A 17,298-nucleotide genomic window follows, 5' to 3' on the forward strand; every position below is an offset into this window, starting at 1 on the left:
GATTTGCAAGCCCTATGCGGGGAGCGTGACCCGCGCTTCGAAGCCGGATTGCCTGCCGCTTGCCGGTGACAGCAGTTCCAGCGTCCCGCCCATCTGGGCGGTGATGCGATCGGCGATCGCGAGGCCGAGACCCGATCCCGGCGCGTTGGTCGTACCCCGGCGGAAGCGCCGCTTGAGATTGCCGAGGTCTGCCGCAGAAATCACCGGACTGTCGTTGACCACGCGAATGGTGCCTTCCCCATCCAGTGAGACCGAAACCTCCTGCCCGGGGTCTCCATGAGAGAGGGCGTTTTCGACCAGATTGCGGATAACGATGCCGAAGGCATCGACGTCGGCGTTGCGCACAAGCGTTGCGCCGCTTTCGACCTCGTAAGCGATGCGGCCCTCGGTGCGGCTGTCGCGGGCATAGTCGGTCATCAGCATGTCGAGCACCGGCTTCAGGTCGGAAGCCACGTCGCTCTTGCCGATGCCGGCTTCGGCGCGCGAGAGCTGCAGCAATTTTTCCGCAAGGCGGCCGAGATTGACCAGCGAGGTCTCCACCTGCTTGGCCCGCTGCCGCACTGGGCCGGGCGGAAGCTCTTCGGCGAGCCGCTGCGTTTGCGCCAGGGCACCCGCGATCGGGGTTCTGAGCTCGTGGGCGCTGTTGGCGGTGAATTCGCGCTCGGCTTCCAGCGCCGACCGCAGCCGGGCCAGTAGCAGATTGACCGAGCGGCCGATCGGCTTGATCTCGCGGGGCAGGCGGCCGCTCTCGATCGGCGCCATGTTGCCACCGTCCTTGGTGGCAATGTCCTGGCGCAACGTTTCGATCGGTTTCAGCGCGCGGCCGACCACGAACCAGACGGCGAAGATGCTCGCGGGGATCAGGACGATGAGCGGCCAGAGAAGAGTGGCGGCACTTTCGCGCACCGCCTCGCGACGGTTTCCAAAGCGGTCCGCGACCTGCATGAACAGAGCGCCATCGGCTGTCGCCTCAGTATAGATCCGGTGCGTTTGTGTGTCATGAAATCCGTGGACGAGCGGTGCGCCAAACGGCTCGGCCGGCGCATCATTGGAACGCAGCACGACCTTTCCGGTCTTGTCGCGCAGCTGATAGGTCAGATATTCGCGGCTGGCGGCCGTATTCAGCATCGCCACGCTGCGCGGATCGGTGACCGTGCGTTGGTCGAGGTCGTCGACGATCAGTGCCAGCAGCCGCTGCGTCGTTTCTTCCTGAGCGCTGTCGAATATCTCCGAGAACTCATGCTGCATGACGCGGATGCTGAGGCCGATGGCAATCAGCCAGAAGAGCACGACGATACTGGTCAGCGCCAGGATCAGTGGCCGGGTAATGCTCGGTTCGCGTCTCATGCTTCGCCCAACGTGTAGCCGATGCCGCGGGCGGTGCGGATGCGGTCCTTGCCGATCTTCTTGCGCAGCCGGCTGACATAGACCTCGACGGTGTTGCTCTCGATTTCCGATCCGAAAGCGTAGAGTGCCTCCTCGATGCGGTCCTTGGGCACGATCGCGCCCGGCCTGGCAACCAAGAGGTCGAGCACCGCCCATTCGCGGCTAGTCAGGACGATCGGCTCACCAGCGACCGCAAGCCTATGCTGGGGGCGATCGATCTCGATATCGGCGATCTTGATGATCGGGTGCGGATTGGCGCCGTAGCGGCGGGCCACCGCCATGATGCGGGCTTCGAGTTCGCCGAGATTGAACGGCTTGACGAGATAATCGTCCGCACCGGCATTCAAACCCTCAATGCGGTCGGATATCTGGTCGCGCGCCGTCAGGATGATGACGGGCACGGTCTCGCCGCGCCCCCTCAGCGCCTTGAGAAACGCGATGCCTGTACCATCCGGCAGCTGCAGGTCGAGCAGGATCAGCCCGTAATCGACCGATTTTTCCGCCGCTTGCGCGTCGCCGATCGTGCGCATCCAGTCGATGGCGTGGCCGGCGGCGGCCACATGGTCGCGCACCGCTTCGCCAATCATTCCATCGTCTTCAACCAGCAGAATTCGCACGCAATTTCTCCCTGGAGAATGAGTAGCGCCTGGCGCTGGCGGGGGTCAAGCATGGCGTGACGGCGAAAAATGGCCTTGCAATGGCCGCGATCGAGAAGCGCCGCCGTCATGATGGCGGCACATTCAGCAGAGAAGGTTCATATTTGGATGGTATCAAGCACACGAAATCGAGTTTCCGGGGTTTTATGACGATCGAAAGCATGGATATGGCGCGGGGGCGCCTGCCGCGTAATCCACGGCCGAGGGCGCGCCGCCTGTCGGCAATTCTCAGGCAGATGGCCAGTGACCGCTCGCGCGAGCGCATCTCCATCCGGGATATTTTCGAAACGATGGGTGACCGGGCGATTGGCGCTCTGATGCTGGTTTTCGCGCTGCCGAACCTCGTGCCGACGCCGCCCGGGACCTCGGCGATCCTCGGAGCGCCGCTGCTCTTTCTCGCGGCACAGCTGACCTTCGGTCTCAAACCGTGGCTGCCGAAGGTGATCGCTGACCGGTCGATGCGCCGCGAGGATTTCGAAGCGATCATTTCGCGTATCCATCGGAAGCTGGCTTTCGCCGAACGGATGCTGAAGCCGCGGCTTTCGGTGCTTGTCGAGCCGCCGGCGGAATACCTTGCCGGCTTCCTTTGTCTCGTCATGGCCGTCATCCTGACGCTGCCGATCCCGTTGGGGAATATGCTGCCGGCGCTGGCGATCTGCCTGTTCTCCTTCGGTATTCTCGGCCGCGACGGCTTGTTCGTCATCCTCGGCGTGATTGCTGCCGGACTGTCGGCGACCGTCGTCGGCGGCATGGTCTACGGGATCATCAAGGCGGCAGCTTTCGTCATCGCCAACTGGTTTGCCTGACAGGTCGCCAAGACGAAATCTGTCACGCATTTCTTCAACACACTCGACATTTGCCCATTTTTGTTTTGATCTGGCGCATTAGAGATTCATGGTCATATTCACCCGGTAGAACGCCGGCTTATTTTGCGCGGTAGAAGCTAGATGGCAAAGAGAACCGATACTCCGGGACGGCTGGATGACGCGGCGCGAGCAGGGTGGCTCTATTATGTCGCGGGCCGGACGCAGGATGAGATTGCTTCGACGATGGGCATCTCGCGCCAGTCGGCACAGCGTCTCGTTTCGCTTGCCGTTGCCGAGAAGCTGATCAAGGTGCGGCTCGATCATCCGATCGCCGCCTGTCTCGAACTCGGCAATCAGCTGCGCAAGAAATTCGATCTGCGTTCCGTGGAAATCGTGCCCAGCGATCCCGGCTCTTCCTCAACGACGATCGGCATTGCCGAGGCGGCGGCTGCGGAGATCGAGCGTTGGCTGAAGCGGCCCGAACCGATCGTGCTTGCCGTCGGTACCGGCCGTACGTTGAAAGCGGCTGTCGATCAGCTGCCGCAGCTCGAATGTCCCGAACACCGCATCGTCTCTCTGACCGGCAACATCACGCCCGATGGGTCGGCGGCCTATTACAACGTCATTTTCAGCATGGCCGATGCGGTCAAGGCGCGGCATTTCCCGATGCCGCTACCGGTTCTCGTCACGTCGGCAGAAGAGCGTGAAATGCTGCACAGCCAGCAGCTGGTGCGCTCGACGCTGGAGATCAGCTCGCAGTCGGATGTCACCTTCGTCGGTATCGGGGAACTGGGCATCGACGGGCCGCTCTGCGTCGACGGTTTCCTTGAGAAGGACGAGATGATGGAGCTGATGCGCAATGGCGCCGTCGGCGAGATCTGTGGCTGGATTTTCGACGGTGACGGCAAGCTTCTCGACAACCCGATCAACGAGCGCGTTGCCTCGGCGCCGATCCCCCCGCGCGACTCATCCACCGTCATCGGAATCGCCAAGGGAAAGCGCAAATTCAAGGCGATACGAGCCGCCATCGTCGGCCGCCAGATCAACGCTTTGATCACCGATGAGGCAACTGCCGAGTTTTTGCTCACGGCCTGAGCAAAAAATATTTTGTTTTAAATCAACGCCATAAGTGTCCCTTTCGCTACCGCAGCAACGAATGCGGATTGACATTCTGTAACCTCCTGTGAGTAATTGCCCATGAGCAAAGCGAATGCTCACACTCATCTTCTGGGAGGAAGATATGACATTGAGAACTCTTCTGCTGGGCGCCTGCTCGGCACTGGCGTTTGCGGGCATGGCTTCGGCTGAAACGCTCACAATCGCGACCGTGAACAACGGCGACATGATCCGTATGCAGAAGCTGACGGATGACTTCAAAAAATCCAATCCCGACATCGACCTGGAATGGGTCACGCTCGAAGAGAACGTGCTCCGCCAGAAGGTCACCACTGACATCGCCACCAAGGGCGGTCAGTATGACGTTCTGACGATCGGCACTTACGAAGTTCCGATCTGGGCAAAGCAGGGCTGGCTTCTGCCGCTCGACAATCTCGGCGCCGACTACGATGCCGACGACCTGCTGCCGGCAATCCGCAGCGGTCTGACTGCAGACGGCAAGCTCTATGCAGCGCCGTTCTACGGCGAAAGCTCGATGGTCATGTACCGCAAGGACCTGTTCGAAGCTGCCGGTCTCAAGATGCCCGACGCTCCGACCTGGGATTTCATCGCAGACGCTGCGAAGAAGATCACCAACAAGGACAAGGAAGTCTACGGCATTTGCCTTCGCGGCAAGGCCGGCTGGGGCGAAAACATGGCGTTCCTGACGGCCATGTCGAATTCCTTCGGCGCACGCTGGTTCGATGAGCAGTGGAAGCCGCAGTTCGACCAACCCGAGTGGAAGGACACGCTGAACTTCTACGTCAACCTGATGAAGGACGCCGGCCCTCCGGGTGCTTCTTCCAACGGCTTCAACGAAAACCTGGCGCTCTTCCAGACCGGCAAGTGCGGCATGTGGATCGATGCCACCGTGGCAGCATCCTTCGTCAGCAACCCGAAGGAATCGCAGGTTGCCGACAAGGTCGGTTTCGCTCTGGCTCCGGACAAGGGCCTCGGCAAGCGCGGCAACTGGCTCTGGGCCTGGAACCTCGCCATCCCGGCAGGCTCGCAGAAGGTCGAAGCGGCTGAAAAGTTCGTCGCCTGGGCTACCAGCAAGCACTACACCGAGCTGGTCGCTGCAAAGGAAGGCTGGCTGAATGCACCTCCCGGTACCCGTTCTTCGCTCTATGCGAATGCCGACTACCAGAAGGCAGCACCTTTCGCGAAGATGACGCTTGATAGCATCAACTCGGCTGACCCGACCAAGCCGACCGTCAAGCCGGTCCCGTATGTCGGCGTCCAGTTCGTGGCGATCCCGGAATTCCAGGGTATCGGTACGGCCGTTGGACAGCAGTTCTCCGCAGCGCTTGCCGGCCAGCTTTCGGTCGACCAGGCTCTCCAGAGCGCGCAGCAGCTGACGACTCGCGAAATGACCAAGGCTGGTTACATCAAGTAATAACCTCCTGAGAACGGGTTGGAATGCTTGACATTCCACTCAACTGGGCCGCCGAATTGCCCGAACTGCATCGGCGGCCCCCTTTTTTTCTTTGCTGCCCTGCAGCCGTTCGCCACTCCAGACATGATCGGTAATTGCCATGGCAACGTTACACACCCGCTCAGCCGCGCGCATGATGATGGCGCCTTCGGTCATTCTTCTGCTGCTGTGGTCGCTCATCCCGCTGGCGATGACGATCTACTTCTCGCTGCTGAACTACAATCTGCTCAGCCCGGGCATGGAAAGCTTTGTCGGCTTCCTGAACTATCAGTACTTCCTGACGGATCCGGCCTTCTTCTCCGCTCTGGCAAATACGCTGCTGCTGGTGCTCGGTGTCCTGTTGATCACGGTCGTCGGCGGTATCGCCTTCGCGATCCTGCTGAACCAGGACATCTACGGGCAGGGCATCGTTCGCATCCTGGTCATCGCGCCCTTCTTCGTCATGCCGACGGTGGCAGCGCTTGTCTGGAAGAACATGTTCATGAACCCGGTCAACGGGCTCTTCGCGCATCTCGCCAAGGCGCTCGGATTGCAGCCTTACGACTGGCTGGCCAACGCGCCGCTTTTCTCGATCATCCTGATCGTCGCCTGGCAGTGGCTGCCGTTTGCCACGCTGATCATGCTGACGGCACTGCAGTCGCTCGATGAGGAACAGCAAGAAGCCGCCGAAATGGATGGTGCGGGTGTCGTTTCGAAATTCATCTATATCGTCCTGCCGCATATGGCGCGCGCCATCACCGTGGTCATCCTGATCCAGACGATCTTCCTGCTTTCGGTCTTCGCCGAAATCCTGGTCACCACCAATGGCGGCCCCGGCACGCAGAGCACCAACCTGACCTATCTGGTCTATGTCCAGGCGCTCCTGCAGTTCGATATCGGCGGTGCTTCGGCAGGCGGTATCGTCGCTGTCATCCTCGCCAATATCGTCGCGATCTTCCTTGTCCGTCTCGTCGGCAAGAACCTGGAGGCGTAAGATGGCCCGCAAAGTCACCACACAACGCAAGGTCATCATGACCGCGATCGCCTGGACGCTCGGGATCCTGATCTTCTTCCCGATCCTCTGGACGTTCCTGACGAGCTTCAAGTCCGAAGCCGATGCGATCGCCTCGCCGCCGCAGTTCCTGTTCTTCCACTGGACGACGGAGAATTATGCGGAAGTCCAGAGCCGGTCGAACTATCTCGGCCACTTCATGAACTCGGTGATCATCTCCTTCGGCTCGACGCTGCTCGGCCTGATCATCGCCATTCCGGCCGCCTGGGCCATGGCGTTTTCGCCGACCAAGCGGACCAAGGACGTTCTGATGTGGATGCTGTCGACGAAGATGATGCCGCCAGTCGGCGCGCTCATCCCGATCTACCTGATGTTCCGCAACACCGGATTGCTTGACAGCCGCATGGGCCTGGTGATCGTGCTGACGCTCATCAACCTGCCGATCATCGTCTGGATGCTCTACACCTACTTCAAGGAAATCCCCGGCGAGATCCTCGAGGCGGCCCGCATGGACGGTGCCTCGCTCGCCAAGGAAATCATCTATGTGCTGACGCCGATGGCCATTCCCGGCATTRCCTCGACGCTGCTGCTCAACATCATCCTGGCCTGGAACGAAGCCTTCTGGACCCTCAACCTGTCTGCCTCCAAGGCAGCGCCGCTGACGGCCTTCATCGCTTCCTATTCCAGCCCCGAGGGCCTGTTCTACGCCAAGCTCTCGGCAGCATCGACCATGGCGATCGCCCCGATCCTGATCCTCGGCTGGTTCTCGCAGAAACAACTCGTCCGCGGCCTGACCTTCGGCGCGGTGAAATAAGACGACAGGGAGAGAAACATGGGCAGCATTACCCTTCAGAAAGTCTCGAAGGTCTTCGGCGAAGCCAAGGTCATCCCTTCGATCGACCTCGAGATCAAGGACGGCGAGTTCGTCGTCTTCGTCGGACCATCGGGTTGCGGCAAGTCCACGCTGCTGCGGCTGATCGCCGGGCTCGAGGATGTCAGCGGCGGCAAGATCGTCATCGACGGCAAGGACGCGACCGAACAGGCGCCGTCCGAACGCCGCCTGGCGATGGTGTTCCAGTCCTATGCGCTTTATCCGCATATGAGCGTTCGCAACAACATCGCCTTTCCGCTGAAGATGGCGGGGATGGACAAGGCTGAGATCGACCGCAAGGTCGGCGACGCCGCGCGCGTGCTGAACCTCACCGACTATCTGGAGCGCAAGCCGCGCCAGCTTTCGGGCGGTCAGCGCCAGCGTGTCGCCATCGGCCGCGCCATCGTTCGCCAGCCGTCGGCATTCCTGTTCGACGAACCGCTGTCGAACCTCGATGCGGCGCTGCGCGTCAACATGCGTCTGGAGATCAGCGAACTGCACCAGCAGCTGAAGACGACGATGATCTATGTCACCCACGACCAGGTGGAAGCCATGACCATGGCCGACAAGATCGTCGTTCTCAACCGCGGCAATATCGAGCAGGTCGGTTCTCCGCTCGAGCTCTACAAGAACCCGCGCAACCTCTTCGTCGCCGGTTTCATCGGTTCGCCGAAGATGAATTTCGTCAAGGGCCAGCTTGCCGCTCAGCTCGGCGCGCATACGATCGGCGTTCGCCCCGAACATGTGCTGCTGTCGCTGGAAAGCGGCGACTGGAAGGGCCGGGTCACGGTGGCCGAGCATCTCGGCTCCGACACGTTCCTGCATATCGATGTCGAGGGCATCGGTGCGGTGACGGCGCGTGCCGGCGGCGACTTTGCGGCCAAGGCGGGCGACACCGTTTATGTGACACCCGACAAGGCGCGTATCCACAAATTCAACGAGGGCGGCCTCGCCATCTAAGGCGGGCCGGGCCGGGGTGGCCATGCGGAGCGGGCGCGGTGCCCGGTCCGCCGAGACCTGGAGCGGGAGGCCGCTCCGGAAGACCTCAAGAGGACTGTATCATGACGTGCAAACTATCGCTGGCAACGCTTACCGAGGCGGCCAAGACGGCCACGGTTCCGGCCTATGACCGGGCGTCGCTCTCAGCCGGCATCGTGCACTTCGGCGTCGGCAATTTTCATCGCGCCCACCAGGCGATCTATCTCGACGATCTCTTCAACGAGGGACAGGATCACGACTGGGCGCTTGTCGGCGCCGGCATGCTGCCGTCGGATGCGTCGATGCGCGAAAAGCTCGCGGCGCAGGATTTCCTGACGACGGTGGTCGAGCAGGACAACAACAAGACGGCGGCCCGGGTTACCGGACCGATGATCGACATTCTGCCGGTCGGCGATTCCAAGGCGATCATCGCCAAGCTTGCGGATCCCGCGATCAAGATCGTCTCGATGACGATTACCGAGGGCGGCTATTTCATCGACGCGTCCGGCAAGTTCAATCCGGAGCATCCGGCAATCGCCGCCGATGGCAAAAAGCCGTCCGAGCCGAAGACCGTGTTCGGCCTGATCGTCGCCGGTCTGAAGGCGCGCAAGGACAAGGGCCTTGTTCCCTTCACGGTGATGTCCTGCGACAACATTCCGCATAACGGCGTGGTCACCACCAACGCCGTCGTCGGTACAGCGAAGCTGTCCGATCCGTCCTTCGCCGATTGGATCAAGGCCAATGTCGCCTTCCCGAATGCCATGGTCGACCGCATCACGCCGGCAACCGGCCAGCGCGAGATCGACCTGCTGAAGGATCAGTTCGGCATCGAGGACAACTGGCCCGTCTACTGCGAGGAATTCAAGCAGTGGGTGCTGGAAGACAAGTTCACCGCAGGCCGTCCGGCGCTCGAAAAGGTCGGCGTGACCTTCGTGCCCGATGTCACGCCTTATGAGCACATGAAGATCCGCATCCTGAACGGCGGTCATGCGGCGATTGCCTATCCGGCAGCGCTGATGGACATCCACTTCGTTCACGATTCCATGGGAGACCCGCTGATCCGCGCCTTCCTGGCGAAGCTCGAGAAGGACGAGATCATCCCGATCGTGCCGCCGGTACCGAATACCTCGCTGCAGGACTATTTCGAGTTGATCGAGCGCCGCCTGCTGAACCCGAAGATTGCCGACACCATCCCGCGCCTGGCACAGGACGGCTCCAACCGGCAGCCGAAATTCATCCTGCCCTCGACGCTCGACAATCTCAGTCAGGGCAGGGACGTGGTGGGTCTGTCGCTGGTTTCGGCGCTCTGGTGCCGCTACTTCGCCGGCAAGACCGACAGCGGCAAGGATATCGTTTTCAACGATGCCAGCGCCGACCGCCTGCATGCGGCGGCGATCAAGGCCAAGGACGATCCGGCGGCCTTCCTCGCCTTCGACGACATCTTCGGCGAAGTCGCCAAATCGGAGCTGTTCCGCAGGCGCTTCGCCCATGCCCTGAAAACGCTGTGGGAAAAGGGCACCCGCGAGACGCTGCAGCTCTATCTCGACGGCAAGCTTGCAGTGTAAGCAGATATGACGGCGGCACATGCCGCCGTTGCCGCCTGGCGGGATGCAGGACGGTCATACGTCCTAGAACGATGGTTGGTCTTCCATGACTGATGCTGAGACACGGCTGGTCATATTCGATTGCGACGGCGTGCTTGTCGATAGCGAGCCGATCTCGGTCAATGTCCTCGTCGCGGCGATGAACGGTCTTGGCGTGCCGATCACCGAAGAGGAGGTCTATGGCCGCTTCCTCGGCAAGAGCCTGGCGACCGTCATCGAAACGATGAAGAGCGACTACCACGTTCATGCCGGCGAGGAATTTCTCGAGCGGATGCGGATCGATCTCTACAGCCGCTTCCGCAACGAGCTGAAACCGATCGACGGTATCGGCGAGACGATCGATGCGCTCGATATTCCCTGCTGTGTCGCTTCATCGAGCCAGGTCGAGCGTATCAAGCTTTCACTGTCCGTCACCGGGCTGATCGGCAAGCTGCCGAATATCTTTAGCGCCAGCATGGTGAAAAACGGCAAGCCGGCACCGGACCTTTTTCTGCATGCAGCGCGTGAAATGCAGGTCGAGCCGAAGAATTGCGTGGTGATCGAAGACAGCCCGGCGGGCATCGAGGCGGCAAAGGCCGCCGGTATGCGCGTCTTTGCCTTTACAGGCGGTTCCCACGCCAATTTCGAGGGCTATCGTGCTGAACTTGACCGGCTTTCGCCCGAAGCCGTGTTTGACGTAATGCCTGAATTGCTCCACCTTATCCAGAAACAAAAGCTGGATGGGATGCACCCCTGATGCATGATCACGTGGTTGCGGTGGATGTTGGCACCGGCAGTGCGCGCGCCGGCGTCTTCGATGCCGGCGGCCGGTTGCTGGGCAAGGCCGAGCATCCAATCATCATGAACAGGCCGCGGGAAAACCACGCCGAGCACGATTCCGAAAATATCTGGTCCGCCGTCTGCATCTCGGTGCGCAAGGCCGTTGAGCAATCGGGCGTGGCGCCTGCTTCAATCGGTGCGATCGGCTTTGACGGGACGTGCTCGCTCGTCGTGCGCGATGTCGAGGGCAGGCAGATTTCTGTTTCGACCGGCGGCGAGAAGCGCTTTGACACCATCGTCTGGCTGGATCACCGGGCGCTGCAGGAAGCGGATTTCTGCACGGCGACGCAGCATGCCGTTCTCGAACATTCCGGGCATTTCATGTCTCCCGAGATGGAGATGCCGAAGCTGATGTGGCTGAAGACGAAGCTGCCGGGCACCTGGATGAACGCCGGCTACTTCTTCGATCTTGCCGACTTCATGACCTGGAAGGCGACCGGATCACTGGCGCGCTCACGCTGCACGCTGACGGCGAAATGGAACTATCTTTCCCATGAGAAAGACGGCTGGCGGAAGGACTTCCTGGCGCAGATCGGTCTCGACGATCTGCTGGAGCGGGGGCACCTGCCTGACGAAACGGTGCCGGTCGGCTCCAGCGTCGGGACGTTGACGCAGGAGGCTGCCTCGGCGCTGGGGCTGACGACCGCCTGCCATGTTGCGGCCGGGATGGTCGATGCCTATGCGGGTGCGCTCGGCACTCTCGGCGGCTATGCGGCCGATCCGCGCGAGCTTGAACGCCAGCTGGCGCTGATTGCCGGCACGTCGAGCTGCATCGTTTCGTTTTCGCGCGAACGGCGGCCGAGCCACGGCATGTGGGGGCCATATTACGAAGCGGTGTTTCCCCAGTCCTGGCTTGTCGAAGGCGGCCAGTCGGCGACCGGCGCCCTGCTTGATCATATCGTGCGCATGCATGCGGCCGGCGGCGAGCCGACGGCGGCGTTGCATCAGAAGATCGCAGCCCGTGTCGCTCAGCTCCGTGCTGAAGAAGGCGACGATGCGCTTGGGGCCAGGATCTTCGTGCTACCGGATTTTCATGGCAACCGCTCGCCGCTCGCCGATCCCCACGCTGTCGGCGTCGTCAGCGGGCTGACGCTCGATACGTCGTTCGACGGGCTGTGTGCGCTCTATTGGCGGACCGCCGTCGGGATTGCGCTTGGTATCCGCCATATCCTCGAGACGATGAAAGAGTACGGCTACGTTCCGGATACGCTACATGTGGCCGGCGGCCATGTGAAGAACCCGGTGCTGATGGAGCTTTATTCCGACGCGACGGGATGTAAGGTTGTGGTGCCGAAAATGAACGAAGCCGTCCTGCTCGGTACGGCGATCGCGGCTTCCGCCGCCTGCGGATTACACAAGGATCTGGCGGCGGCCGGGACCGCGATGTATCCCGGCGGCGACGAACGCAGCCCGAACGCGGCCAAGCGGGCGATGTACGACCGCGAATACCGGCGGCTGCTGGCCATGTACCGGCATCGCGCCGAACTGGAAGCGATGGATTAGCCGCCGCCGCGGCCTTCGCCGAGGATGGCGCCGAATTCCGCCATGCGGCGTTCGCGCTGGAAGGCCTCGTCGCCGGCCGCAGCAATCACCGTTTCCGACAGGCAATCGAGCAGTGCCATCAGCGGCGGCAGGTTGTCTTCGTCCGGCACGCGTGACGGAGGCAGTGTCAGCATGATGTTCGACTGCTCCGGCATCCAGTCATTGTTTTCCGCAGTGATCAGCACCACCCGGTAGCCGTAGCGCCTTGCTGTTCTGGCAAGTAGCCTGGCGCGGGCAAAGCGCCGGCAATCGATGATGACGAGCAGTGCGCCTTCGCCGGTCTGTCGGGCGAAGAGTTCGGCAAAGCGGCTCCCCGATCCATCGAGCGCGCGAACGCCATCGCGGGCGTGGGTAAGGCGCTGGGCAAAATGCGAAGCGAAGCCGGTCAAGCGTACATGGGTGGCGATGAAGACTTCACGGGCGCTTGAGATCATCGACGCCGCCTCAGCCCATTGGGGCTGCGCGGTCAGGTGGTAGATATGGTGCATCGCCTGGATCTGTTCGGTAACCAGCAGCGCCAACGGCTTGCCGCTCGATGCGTCGGTCTGCAGCTCGTTGAGCGAGGTCTGCAACTGGACCGGCGATGTGACCGCCGTTTCGCGGATATGGATCTTGACGCTGTCGAGGCCCTGATAGCCGAGCGCTCGCAGGAAGCGCCCGACCGTCATTGGGCTGAGATCCAGCCGGTCGGCCACGGAGGCCGCGGTTTCGAAGGGCAGGTCGTTCAGATGCTCGGTGAAATACTTCGCGATCCGGCGCTCCGCTGGCGTGCCGGACTTCACGTAATGCCTGAGCTTCTGGACGAAGTCTTCCACGCAACGGGCCCCTCACTGGCGAAAACGCGTCTTGCGGATGCGCGCGGGCGAGACTTGCCGTTTGCAACTATTTCCGGAAGCTGCGTCTCAGGCTCAAGTTTAGATCGAATAATTTCCAGTATATATTAGTGTTCAATTGCAGACAAGTTTTCCATTGCTGCATGTACTTTTATTTCGGCTTGCCGTTCTGCGCGGGGATTCCTACATCCTGGGTCAAACCACGGAGACGCCACGCATGATCCTTGACGCCGCCCGCCTGTCCTTCCGCAACCTGCTTGCTCCCGAGACACGCTCAGTGTTCTGGAAGGTGCTGGGTTTGACGCTTCTGGTGCTGGTGGGGCTGTGGTTCGTGCTGCGCAGCCTGTTTGCGACGCTGCTCTTTCCCTGGATTGCTGGTTTCTTTCCACAGATGCCGGAATGGGCGGGGTGGCTAAGCTTCGTCTTAGCAATTCTCGCCGGTCTTGGGCTGGCGCTCGGCCTTGCCCTTCTTCTGTCTCCGGTGACGGCGCTGATTGCCGGCCTGTTTCTGGATGACGTTGCCGAGGTTGTGGAGAAACGCGATTATCCGAACGACCGGCCGGGCACGGCAATGCCGCTTGGACCGGCGTTGACGAGTTCGATCAAGTTCCTCGGCGTGGTGATCCTCGGCAATATCATCGCGCTGTTTCTGCTCTTCATCCCCGGCGTCAATCTGATCGCCTTCTTTGTGGTGAACGGTTACCTGCTCGGGCGGGAATTCTTCGAGTTTGCGGCAATGCGCTTCCGGCCGCCCGAGGAGGCCCGCGCCTTCCGGGCAAAGCACGGATCGACGGTCTTCCTGGGCGGCCTTGTCATCGCGGCTTTTCTCGCGGTGCCGTTCCTCAATCTCCTCACGCCACTCTTTGCCGCCGGCATGATGGTGCACCTGCACAAGCTGGTGTCGCAGAAGGATCCGGCCTTCAGAGGTTAGGTCAGGCGGGCAGGGCCGAGGCGTCATACATGGCGGCGAATTCGGCGCTCGGCGGGATCGGCTTGATGATGTCGATCAGCACGCCGTTGGGGTCGGCGGTGATGAAGTGCCGCTGGCCGAAATCCTCGTCACGCAAATCGCGCATGATCGGCAATCCCGCGGCCTTGCAGGCCAGGTAGATGGTATCGACATCCTCGACCTCGAAATTCAGAAGCAGGCCGGAGACCTTGCCGCGCGCCTGCTCGGGGATGGTCTCGTGGCTGCCGTCCAGGATCGCGAGGTTGATCCGCTCGTCTTCGGCGGATTGCAGGTGGACATACCAATCACTTTCGAAAAGCGCCTGAAAGCGGAAATGCGTTATGTAGAAAGCCGCCGTTACCGCCACGTCGCCGGTCATGATGACCGGATAATAGCTCGTCGATTTCATTTCATTGCTCCTTTTCAATTTGCATACAGTTTGTATGTTTTTTCGTTTAACATACATGCGGTGTGTATGTAAATAGGCGATATGACCAGGACCAATCGCGAACGAACCGAACAGACGCAGCAGGCACTGATCGCGGCTGCGCGCCGCCTCTTTGTCGACAAAGGCTATGCCGAGACCGCGACGCCGGACATCGTCTCGGCGGCGGGCGTGACGCGCGGGGCGCTCTATCACCATTTCGAAGACAAGCGAGCGCTGTTCCGGGCGGTCATCGAGCTGGAGGCGGGAAAGGTGGCAGAGGAGATCGAGAGCCGCTCGGCGGATGCGCAATCTCCAAGGGATGCACTGCTCACGGGTGCATCGGCCTATTTCGACGCCATGGCGGCCGAGGGACGTACACGGCTGCTGCTGCTGGAGGCGCCAGCGGTTCTCGGCGCGGAGGCTTCGGCGATCGACCGGGAGAATGCGGAGGAAAGCCTGCGCCGGGGCTTGGCGGCGATGCCCGCGGCGGCGGCGCAGCTTGGACCGCTGACGGCATTGTTGTCGGCCGCCTTTGACCGCGCTGCTATCGAGATCGAGCAGGGTGGGGTGCGGGAGGACTACGAGCAGGCGATTGCCAGCCTAGTCGATGGCCTCACCGATCATCTGCGGCGGTAGCTCGACGAGCGGCGCGGGGATGTCCCACGTCTTCTCGGCAGACTTGCAGATATCGGCGATGACGCAGCGCTCGCATTCGGGGCGTCTTGCCTTGCAGGTGTAGCGGCCATGCAGGATCAGCCAGTGGTGCGCGTGGTAGAGATACTGCTTCGGTACCACCTTCATCATCCGCTCTTCGACCTCATCGGGCGTCTTGCCCGGCGCGAGCCTGATGCGGTTGGCGATGCGGAAGATGTGGGTATCGACGGCCATCGTCGCCTGGCCGAATGCCATGGACAGCACGACATTCGCAGTCTTTCGGCCGACGCCCGGCAGCCGGATCAGCTCGTCACGTGTCTGCGGCACGACACCGTCGAACTCATCGACCAGCATCTGCGACAAGGCAATGACGTTCTTCGCCTTGTTGCGATAGAGGCCGATCGTCTTGATGTAATCGCGAACCTTTTCCTCGCCGAGGGCAAGCATCTTTTCCGGCGTATCGGCGGCCTTGAAAAGCGCCCGTGTCGCCTTGTTGACGCCGGCGTCGGTCGCCTGCGCCGAGAGCGCCACGGCAACCACCAAGGTGAAGGGGTTGCTGTGTTCCAGCTCGCCCTTCGGTTCTGGCCGCTGGATCGAGAAGCGGCGGAAAATCTCCTCCCGCTCGGCTTCGGAATAGGCGCTTCGGACCGCCGCCGTCTTGCGGCGGGCGATCACTTTTGAGTTTTGCGAAATGCGGGAAGCGGATTTGAGTTTCGGTTCGGCCATCGACAATCTATACTCATCAGCCATGACGGAAAGCAACGCCGACAGCGCGGTCGAACAGCCTGTTTTCGCCGCCGAACTCTTCCCCTACCGGTCGCTCGGCCGCAAGGGGTTTCGTGTGCTGCTCGCGCTTTCCGGTGCCGTCTGCCTGATGTACGGAATGTTCTTCGTCGTGACGGGTGCCTGGCCGATCGGCTTTTTCTTCGGTCTCGATTTCGCGCTTCTCTACGGTGCCTTCTGGCTGAACTACCGCTCCGGACGTGCGCGGGAAGAGGTCACCGTTTCGCGAAGCGACGTGGCGATCCGCAAGTTTGCGCCGTCGGGCAAGATGATCGAGCACCATTTTAATCCGTTCTGGACGCGCTTCCTGGTGCGGCGGCATGAGGAGATCGGCATTCTCTCCATGCATGTTGCGGGTGAGGGGCGGCGCACGGATATCGGCTCATTCCTCAATCCCGATGATCGCGAAAGTTTCGCCAAGGCCTTCAAGGGCGCGCTGGCGACGGTGAAGCGGCGGATCTGAAAGCCGCGCAAGAAACGGGTGGTTTCGCAGATCCCGCTTGATTATCTCCTTGATACAAGGAGAAATACGATGAACATGATCGCAAATCTGAACAGAGACATCACGCCTGATGGTCCCGATTACGAGACCGTTCGGCGGGTCATCGAATTGATCACCGAGGATTATCGCGACCAGCCTTCGCTGGAAGACATCGCCGCGCGCCTCAACCAATCGCCGACGCAATTGCAGAAGACCTTCACGCGCTGGGCCGGGCTTTCGCCCAAGGCCTTCCTGCAGGCGGTGACGCTCGATCACGCCAAGCGCCTGTTGCGCCAGGAAGAGCTGCCTTTGCTGGAGACGTCTTTCGAGGTCGGTCTCTCCGGCCCCAGCCGTCTGCACGATCTGTTCGTCACCCATGAGGCCATGTCTCCGGGCGAGTGGAAGGCAAGGGGCGGCGGACTGACCATTCGCTACGGTTTCCACACCTCGCCCTTCGGCGTCGCGCTGGTGATGGCCACCGATCGCGGACTGGCCGGGCTCGCCTTCAGCGATCTCGGCGATGAGGCGGGCTGCCTGGAGGATATGACCTGCCGTTGGCCGAATGCCGAATATGTCGAAGACCGGCAGGCGACGGCGCCTTATGCCGAGCGGATCTTCCAGCCGGGCAAATGGTCATCCGAGCAGCCGCTTCGCGTCGTGCTGATCGGGACTGATTTTCAGGTGCGGGTCTGGGAAAGCCTGCTGAAGATCCCCTTCGGCAAGGCCGTGACCTATAGCGACATCGCCAATGACATTGGCAGCCCGAAGGCCATGCGCGCTGTCGGTGCGGCGGTCGGCGCCAACCCGATTTCCTTCGTCGTGCCATGCCACCGCGCACTCGGCAAGAGCGGAGCGCTGACGGGTTATCACTGGGGGCTGACGCGCAAGCGGGCGATGCTCGGCTGGGAGTCGGCGCACGCCTGAGGGC

18 protein-coding genes are annotated in these 17,298 nt (G+C 61.5%); 13 read left to right on the plus strand and 5 right to left on the minus strand.

The window, feature by feature from the left end; all coding sequences use genetic code 11:
• Window positions 1–12 precede the first annotated feature (12 nt).
• Both AC1DJO_RS18895 and AC1DJO_RS18900 read right to left on the minus strand, forming a co-directional pair.
• Complete coding sequence (locus AC1DJO_RS18895; protein ID WP_477972411.1) at window positions 13–1,347, minus strand: sensor histidine kinase; 1,335 nt, start codon at window positions 1,345–1,347, stop codon at window positions 13–15.
• On the minus strand, window positions 1,344–2,003 hold the full coding sequence (locus tag AC1DJO_RS18900; protein WP_477972413.1) for a response regulator: 660 nt from the start codon (window positions 2,001–2,003) through the stop codon (window positions 1,344–1,346). Before AC1DJO_RS18900 ends, AC1DJO_RS18895 begins: the two co-directional genes overlap by 4 nt.
• 185 nt (window positions 2,004–2,188) lie before the next feature.
• On the opposite strand from AC1DJO_RS18900, the gene AC1DJO_RS18905 reads away from it, so the two are divergent.
• The 9 genes from AC1DJO_RS18905 (at window position 2,189) to AC1DJO_RS18945 (ending at window position 12,204) form a co-directional block, all read left to right on the plus strand.
• Window positions 2,189–2,848 (plus strand): exopolysaccharide biosynthesis protein, encoded by a 660-nt coding sequence (locus AC1DJO_RS18905; protein ID WP_477972415.1) that lies wholly within the window; start codon window positions 2,189–2,191, stop codon window positions 2,846–2,848.
• Between the two features lie 141 nt (window positions 2,849–2,989).
• Window positions 2,990–3,943 (plus strand): sugar-binding transcriptional regulator, encoded by a 954-nt coding sequence (locus AC1DJO_RS18910; RefSeq protein ID WP_477940825.1) that lies wholly within the window; start codon window positions 2,990–2,992, stop codon window positions 3,941–3,943.
• Window positions 3,944–4,088: 145 nt separating this feature from the next.
• Window positions 4,089–5,399, plus strand: a complete 1,311-nt coding sequence (locus AC1DJO_RS18915) for an ABC transporter substrate-binding protein (RefSeq protein ID WP_477972417.1) — start codon at window positions 4,089–4,091, stop codon at window positions 5,397–5,399.
• A gap of 139 nt (window positions 5,400–5,538) precedes the next feature.
• Window positions 5,539–6,411 carry a carbohydrate ABC transporter permease gene (locus AC1DJO_RS18920; protein WP_112385658.1) on the plus strand — a complete coding sequence of 291 codons (873 nt, stop codon included), beginning with the start codon at window positions 5,539–5,541 and terminating at the stop codon, window positions 6,409–6,411.
• 1 nt (window position 6,412) lies between these two features.
• Window positions 6,413–7,243: a carbohydrate ABC transporter permease gene (locus tag AC1DJO_RS18925; protein ID WP_477972418.1), complete on the plus strand. Its 831-nt coding sequence runs from the start codon at window positions 6,413–6,415 to the stop codon at window positions 7,241–7,243.
• A gap of 18 nt (window positions 7,244–7,261) precedes the next feature.
• The gene (locus AC1DJO_RS18930) at window positions 7,262–8,260 is read left to right on the plus strand and encodes an ABC transporter ATP-binding protein (RefSeq protein WP_112516867.1); all 999 of its coding nucleotides are present in this window, start codon (window positions 7,262–7,264) and stop codon (window positions 8,258–8,260) included.
• 101 nt (window positions 8,261–8,361) lie between these two features.
• Window positions 8,362–9,843 carry a mannitol dehydrogenase family protein gene (locus tag AC1DJO_RS18935; protein ID WP_477972420.1) on the plus strand — a complete coding sequence of 494 codons (1,482 nt, stop codon included), beginning with the start codon at window positions 8,362–8,364 and terminating at the stop codon, window positions 9,841–9,843.
• 85 nt (window positions 9,844–9,928) lie between these two features.
• The gene (locus tag AC1DJO_RS18940; protein ID WP_477972422.1) at window positions 9,929–10,618 is read left to right on the plus strand and encodes an HAD family hydrolase; all 690 of its coding nucleotides are present in this window, start codon (window positions 9,929–9,931) and stop codon (window positions 10,616–10,618) included.
• On the plus strand, window positions 10,618–12,204 hold the full coding sequence (locus AC1DJO_RS18945; protein ID WP_112516864.1) for an FGGY-family carbohydrate kinase: 1,587 nt from the start codon (window positions 10,618–10,620) through the stop codon (window positions 12,202–12,204). The genes AC1DJO_RS18940 and AC1DJO_RS18945 overlap by 1 nt, the downstream gene beginning before the upstream one ends.
• Here AC1DJO_RS18945 and AC1DJO_RS18950 read toward each other — a convergent pair.
• Window positions 12,201–13,058 carry a MurR/RpiR family transcriptional regulator gene (locus AC1DJO_RS18950; protein ID WP_112385652.1) on the minus strand — a complete coding sequence of 286 codons (858 nt, stop codon included), beginning with the start codon at window positions 13,056–13,058 and terminating at the stop codon, window positions 12,201–12,203. The two genes, AC1DJO_RS18945 and AC1DJO_RS18950, sit on opposite strands and share 4 nt — an antisense overlap.
• 235 nt (window positions 13,059–13,293) lie before the next feature.
• Between AC1DJO_RS18950 and AC1DJO_RS18955 the strand changes: the two genes are divergently transcribed.
• Complete coding sequence (locus AC1DJO_RS18955; RefSeq protein ID WP_310296801.1) at window positions 13,294–14,007, plus strand: sulfate transporter family protein; 714 nt, start codon at window positions 13,294–13,296, stop codon at window positions 14,005–14,007.
• 1 nt (window position 14,008) lies between these two features.
• On the opposite strand, the gene AC1DJO_RS18960 is transcribed toward AC1DJO_RS18955, so the two are convergent.
• Window positions 14,009–14,434 (minus strand): VOC family protein, encoded by a 426-nt coding sequence (locus AC1DJO_RS18960; RefSeq protein ID WP_477940820.1) that lies wholly within the window; start codon window positions 14,432–14,434, stop codon window positions 14,009–14,011.
• 81 nt (window positions 14,435–14,515) lie between these two features.
• On the opposite strand from AC1DJO_RS18960, the gene AC1DJO_RS18965 reads away from it, so the two are divergent.
• Window positions 14,516–15,088, plus strand: a complete 573-nt coding sequence (locus AC1DJO_RS18965) for a TetR/AcrR family transcriptional regulator (RefSeq protein ID WP_477940818.1) — start codon at window positions 14,516–14,518, stop codon at window positions 15,086–15,088.
• Here the strand turns inward: AC1DJO_RS18965 and nth are convergent.
• A complete protein-coding gene (nth, locus tag AC1DJO_RS18970; RefSeq protein ID WP_477972424.1) occupies window positions 15,053–15,832 on the minus strand; it encodes an endonuclease III in 780 nt (259 codons plus the stop codon). The genes AC1DJO_RS18965 and nth overlap by 36 nt on opposite strands.
• A 22-nt stretch (window positions 15,833–15,854) precedes the next feature.
• Between nth and AC1DJO_RS18975 the strand changes: the two genes are divergently transcribed.
• Window positions 15,855–16,352 carry a DUF2244 domain-containing protein gene (locus AC1DJO_RS18975; protein WP_112385729.1) on the plus strand — a complete coding sequence of 166 codons (498 nt, stop codon included), beginning with the start codon at window positions 15,855–15,857 and terminating at the stop codon, window positions 16,350–16,352.
• A gap of 69 nt (window positions 16,353–16,421) precedes the next feature.
• Complete coding sequence (locus tag AC1DJO_RS18980) at window positions 16,422–17,294, plus strand: methylated-DNA--[protein]-cysteine S-methyltransferase (protein ID WP_477972426.1); 873 nt, start codon at window positions 16,422–16,424, stop codon at window positions 17,292–17,294.
• The last annotated feature ends 4 nt before the right edge of the window (window positions 17,295–17,298 follow it).

It is taken from the genome of Rhizobium sp. 05N430 (assembly GCF_056396985.1).

Bases quoted from the DNA above. Each gene is read 5' to 3' on its own strand.
- AC1DJO_RS18895 (WP_477972411.1), bottom strand. From the start codon at position 1,347: ATGAGACGCGAACCGAGCATTACCCGGCCACTGATCCTGGCGCTGACC.
- AC1DJO_RS18905 (WP_477972415.1), top strand. From the start codon at position 2,189: ATGACGATCGAAAGCATGGATATGGCGCGGGGGCGCCTGCCGCGTAAT.
- AC1DJO_RS18910 (WP_477940825.1), top strand. From the start codon at position 2,990: ATGGCAAAGAGAACCGATACTCCGGGACGGCTGGATGACGCGGCGCGA.
- AC1DJO_RS18915 (WP_477972417.1), top strand. From the start codon at position 4,089: ATGACATTGAGAACTCTTCTGCTGGGCGCCTGCTCGGCACTGGCGTTT.
- AC1DJO_RS18920 (WP_112385658.1), top strand. From the start codon at position 5,539: ATGGCAACGTTACACACCCGCTCAGCCGCGCGCATGATGATGGCGCCT.
- AC1DJO_RS18930 (WP_112516867.1), top strand. From the start codon at position 7,262: ATGGGCAGCATTACCCTTCAGAAAGTCTCGAAGGTCTTCGGCGAAGCC.
- AC1DJO_RS18935 (WP_477972420.1), top strand. From the start codon at position 8,362: ATGACGTGCAAACTATCGCTGGCAACGCTTACCGAGGCGGCCAAGACG.
- AC1DJO_RS18940 (WP_477972422.1), top strand. From the start codon at position 9,929: ATGACTGATGCTGAGACACGGCTGGTCATATTCGATTGCGACGGCGTG.
- AC1DJO_RS18945 (WP_112516864.1), top strand. From the start codon at position 10,618: ATGCATGATCACGTGGTTGCGGTGGATGTTGGCACCGGCAGTGCGCGC.
- AC1DJO_RS18955 (WP_310296801.1), top strand. From the start codon at position 13,294: ATGATCCTTGACGCCGCCCGCCTGTCCTTCCGCAACCTGCTTGCTCCC.
- AC1DJO_RS18960 (WP_477940820.1), bottom strand. From the start codon at position 14,434: ATGAAATCGACGAGCTATTATCCGGTCATCATGACCGGCGACGTGGCG.
- AC1DJO_RS18965 (WP_477940818.1), top strand. From the start codon at position 14,516: ATGACCAGGACCAATCGCGAACGAACCGAACAGACGCAGCAGGCACTG.
- nth (WP_477972424.1), bottom strand. From the start codon at position 15,832: ATGGCCGAACCGAAACTCAAATCCGCTTCCCGCATTTCGCAAAACTCA.
- AC1DJO_RS18975 (WP_112385729.1), top strand. From the start codon at position 15,855: ATGACGGAAAGCAACGCCGACAGCGCGGTCGAACAGCCTGTTTTCGCC.
- AC1DJO_RS18980 (WP_477972426.1), top strand. From the start codon at position 16,422: ATGAACATGATCGCAAATCTGAACAGAGACATCACGCCTGATGGTCCC.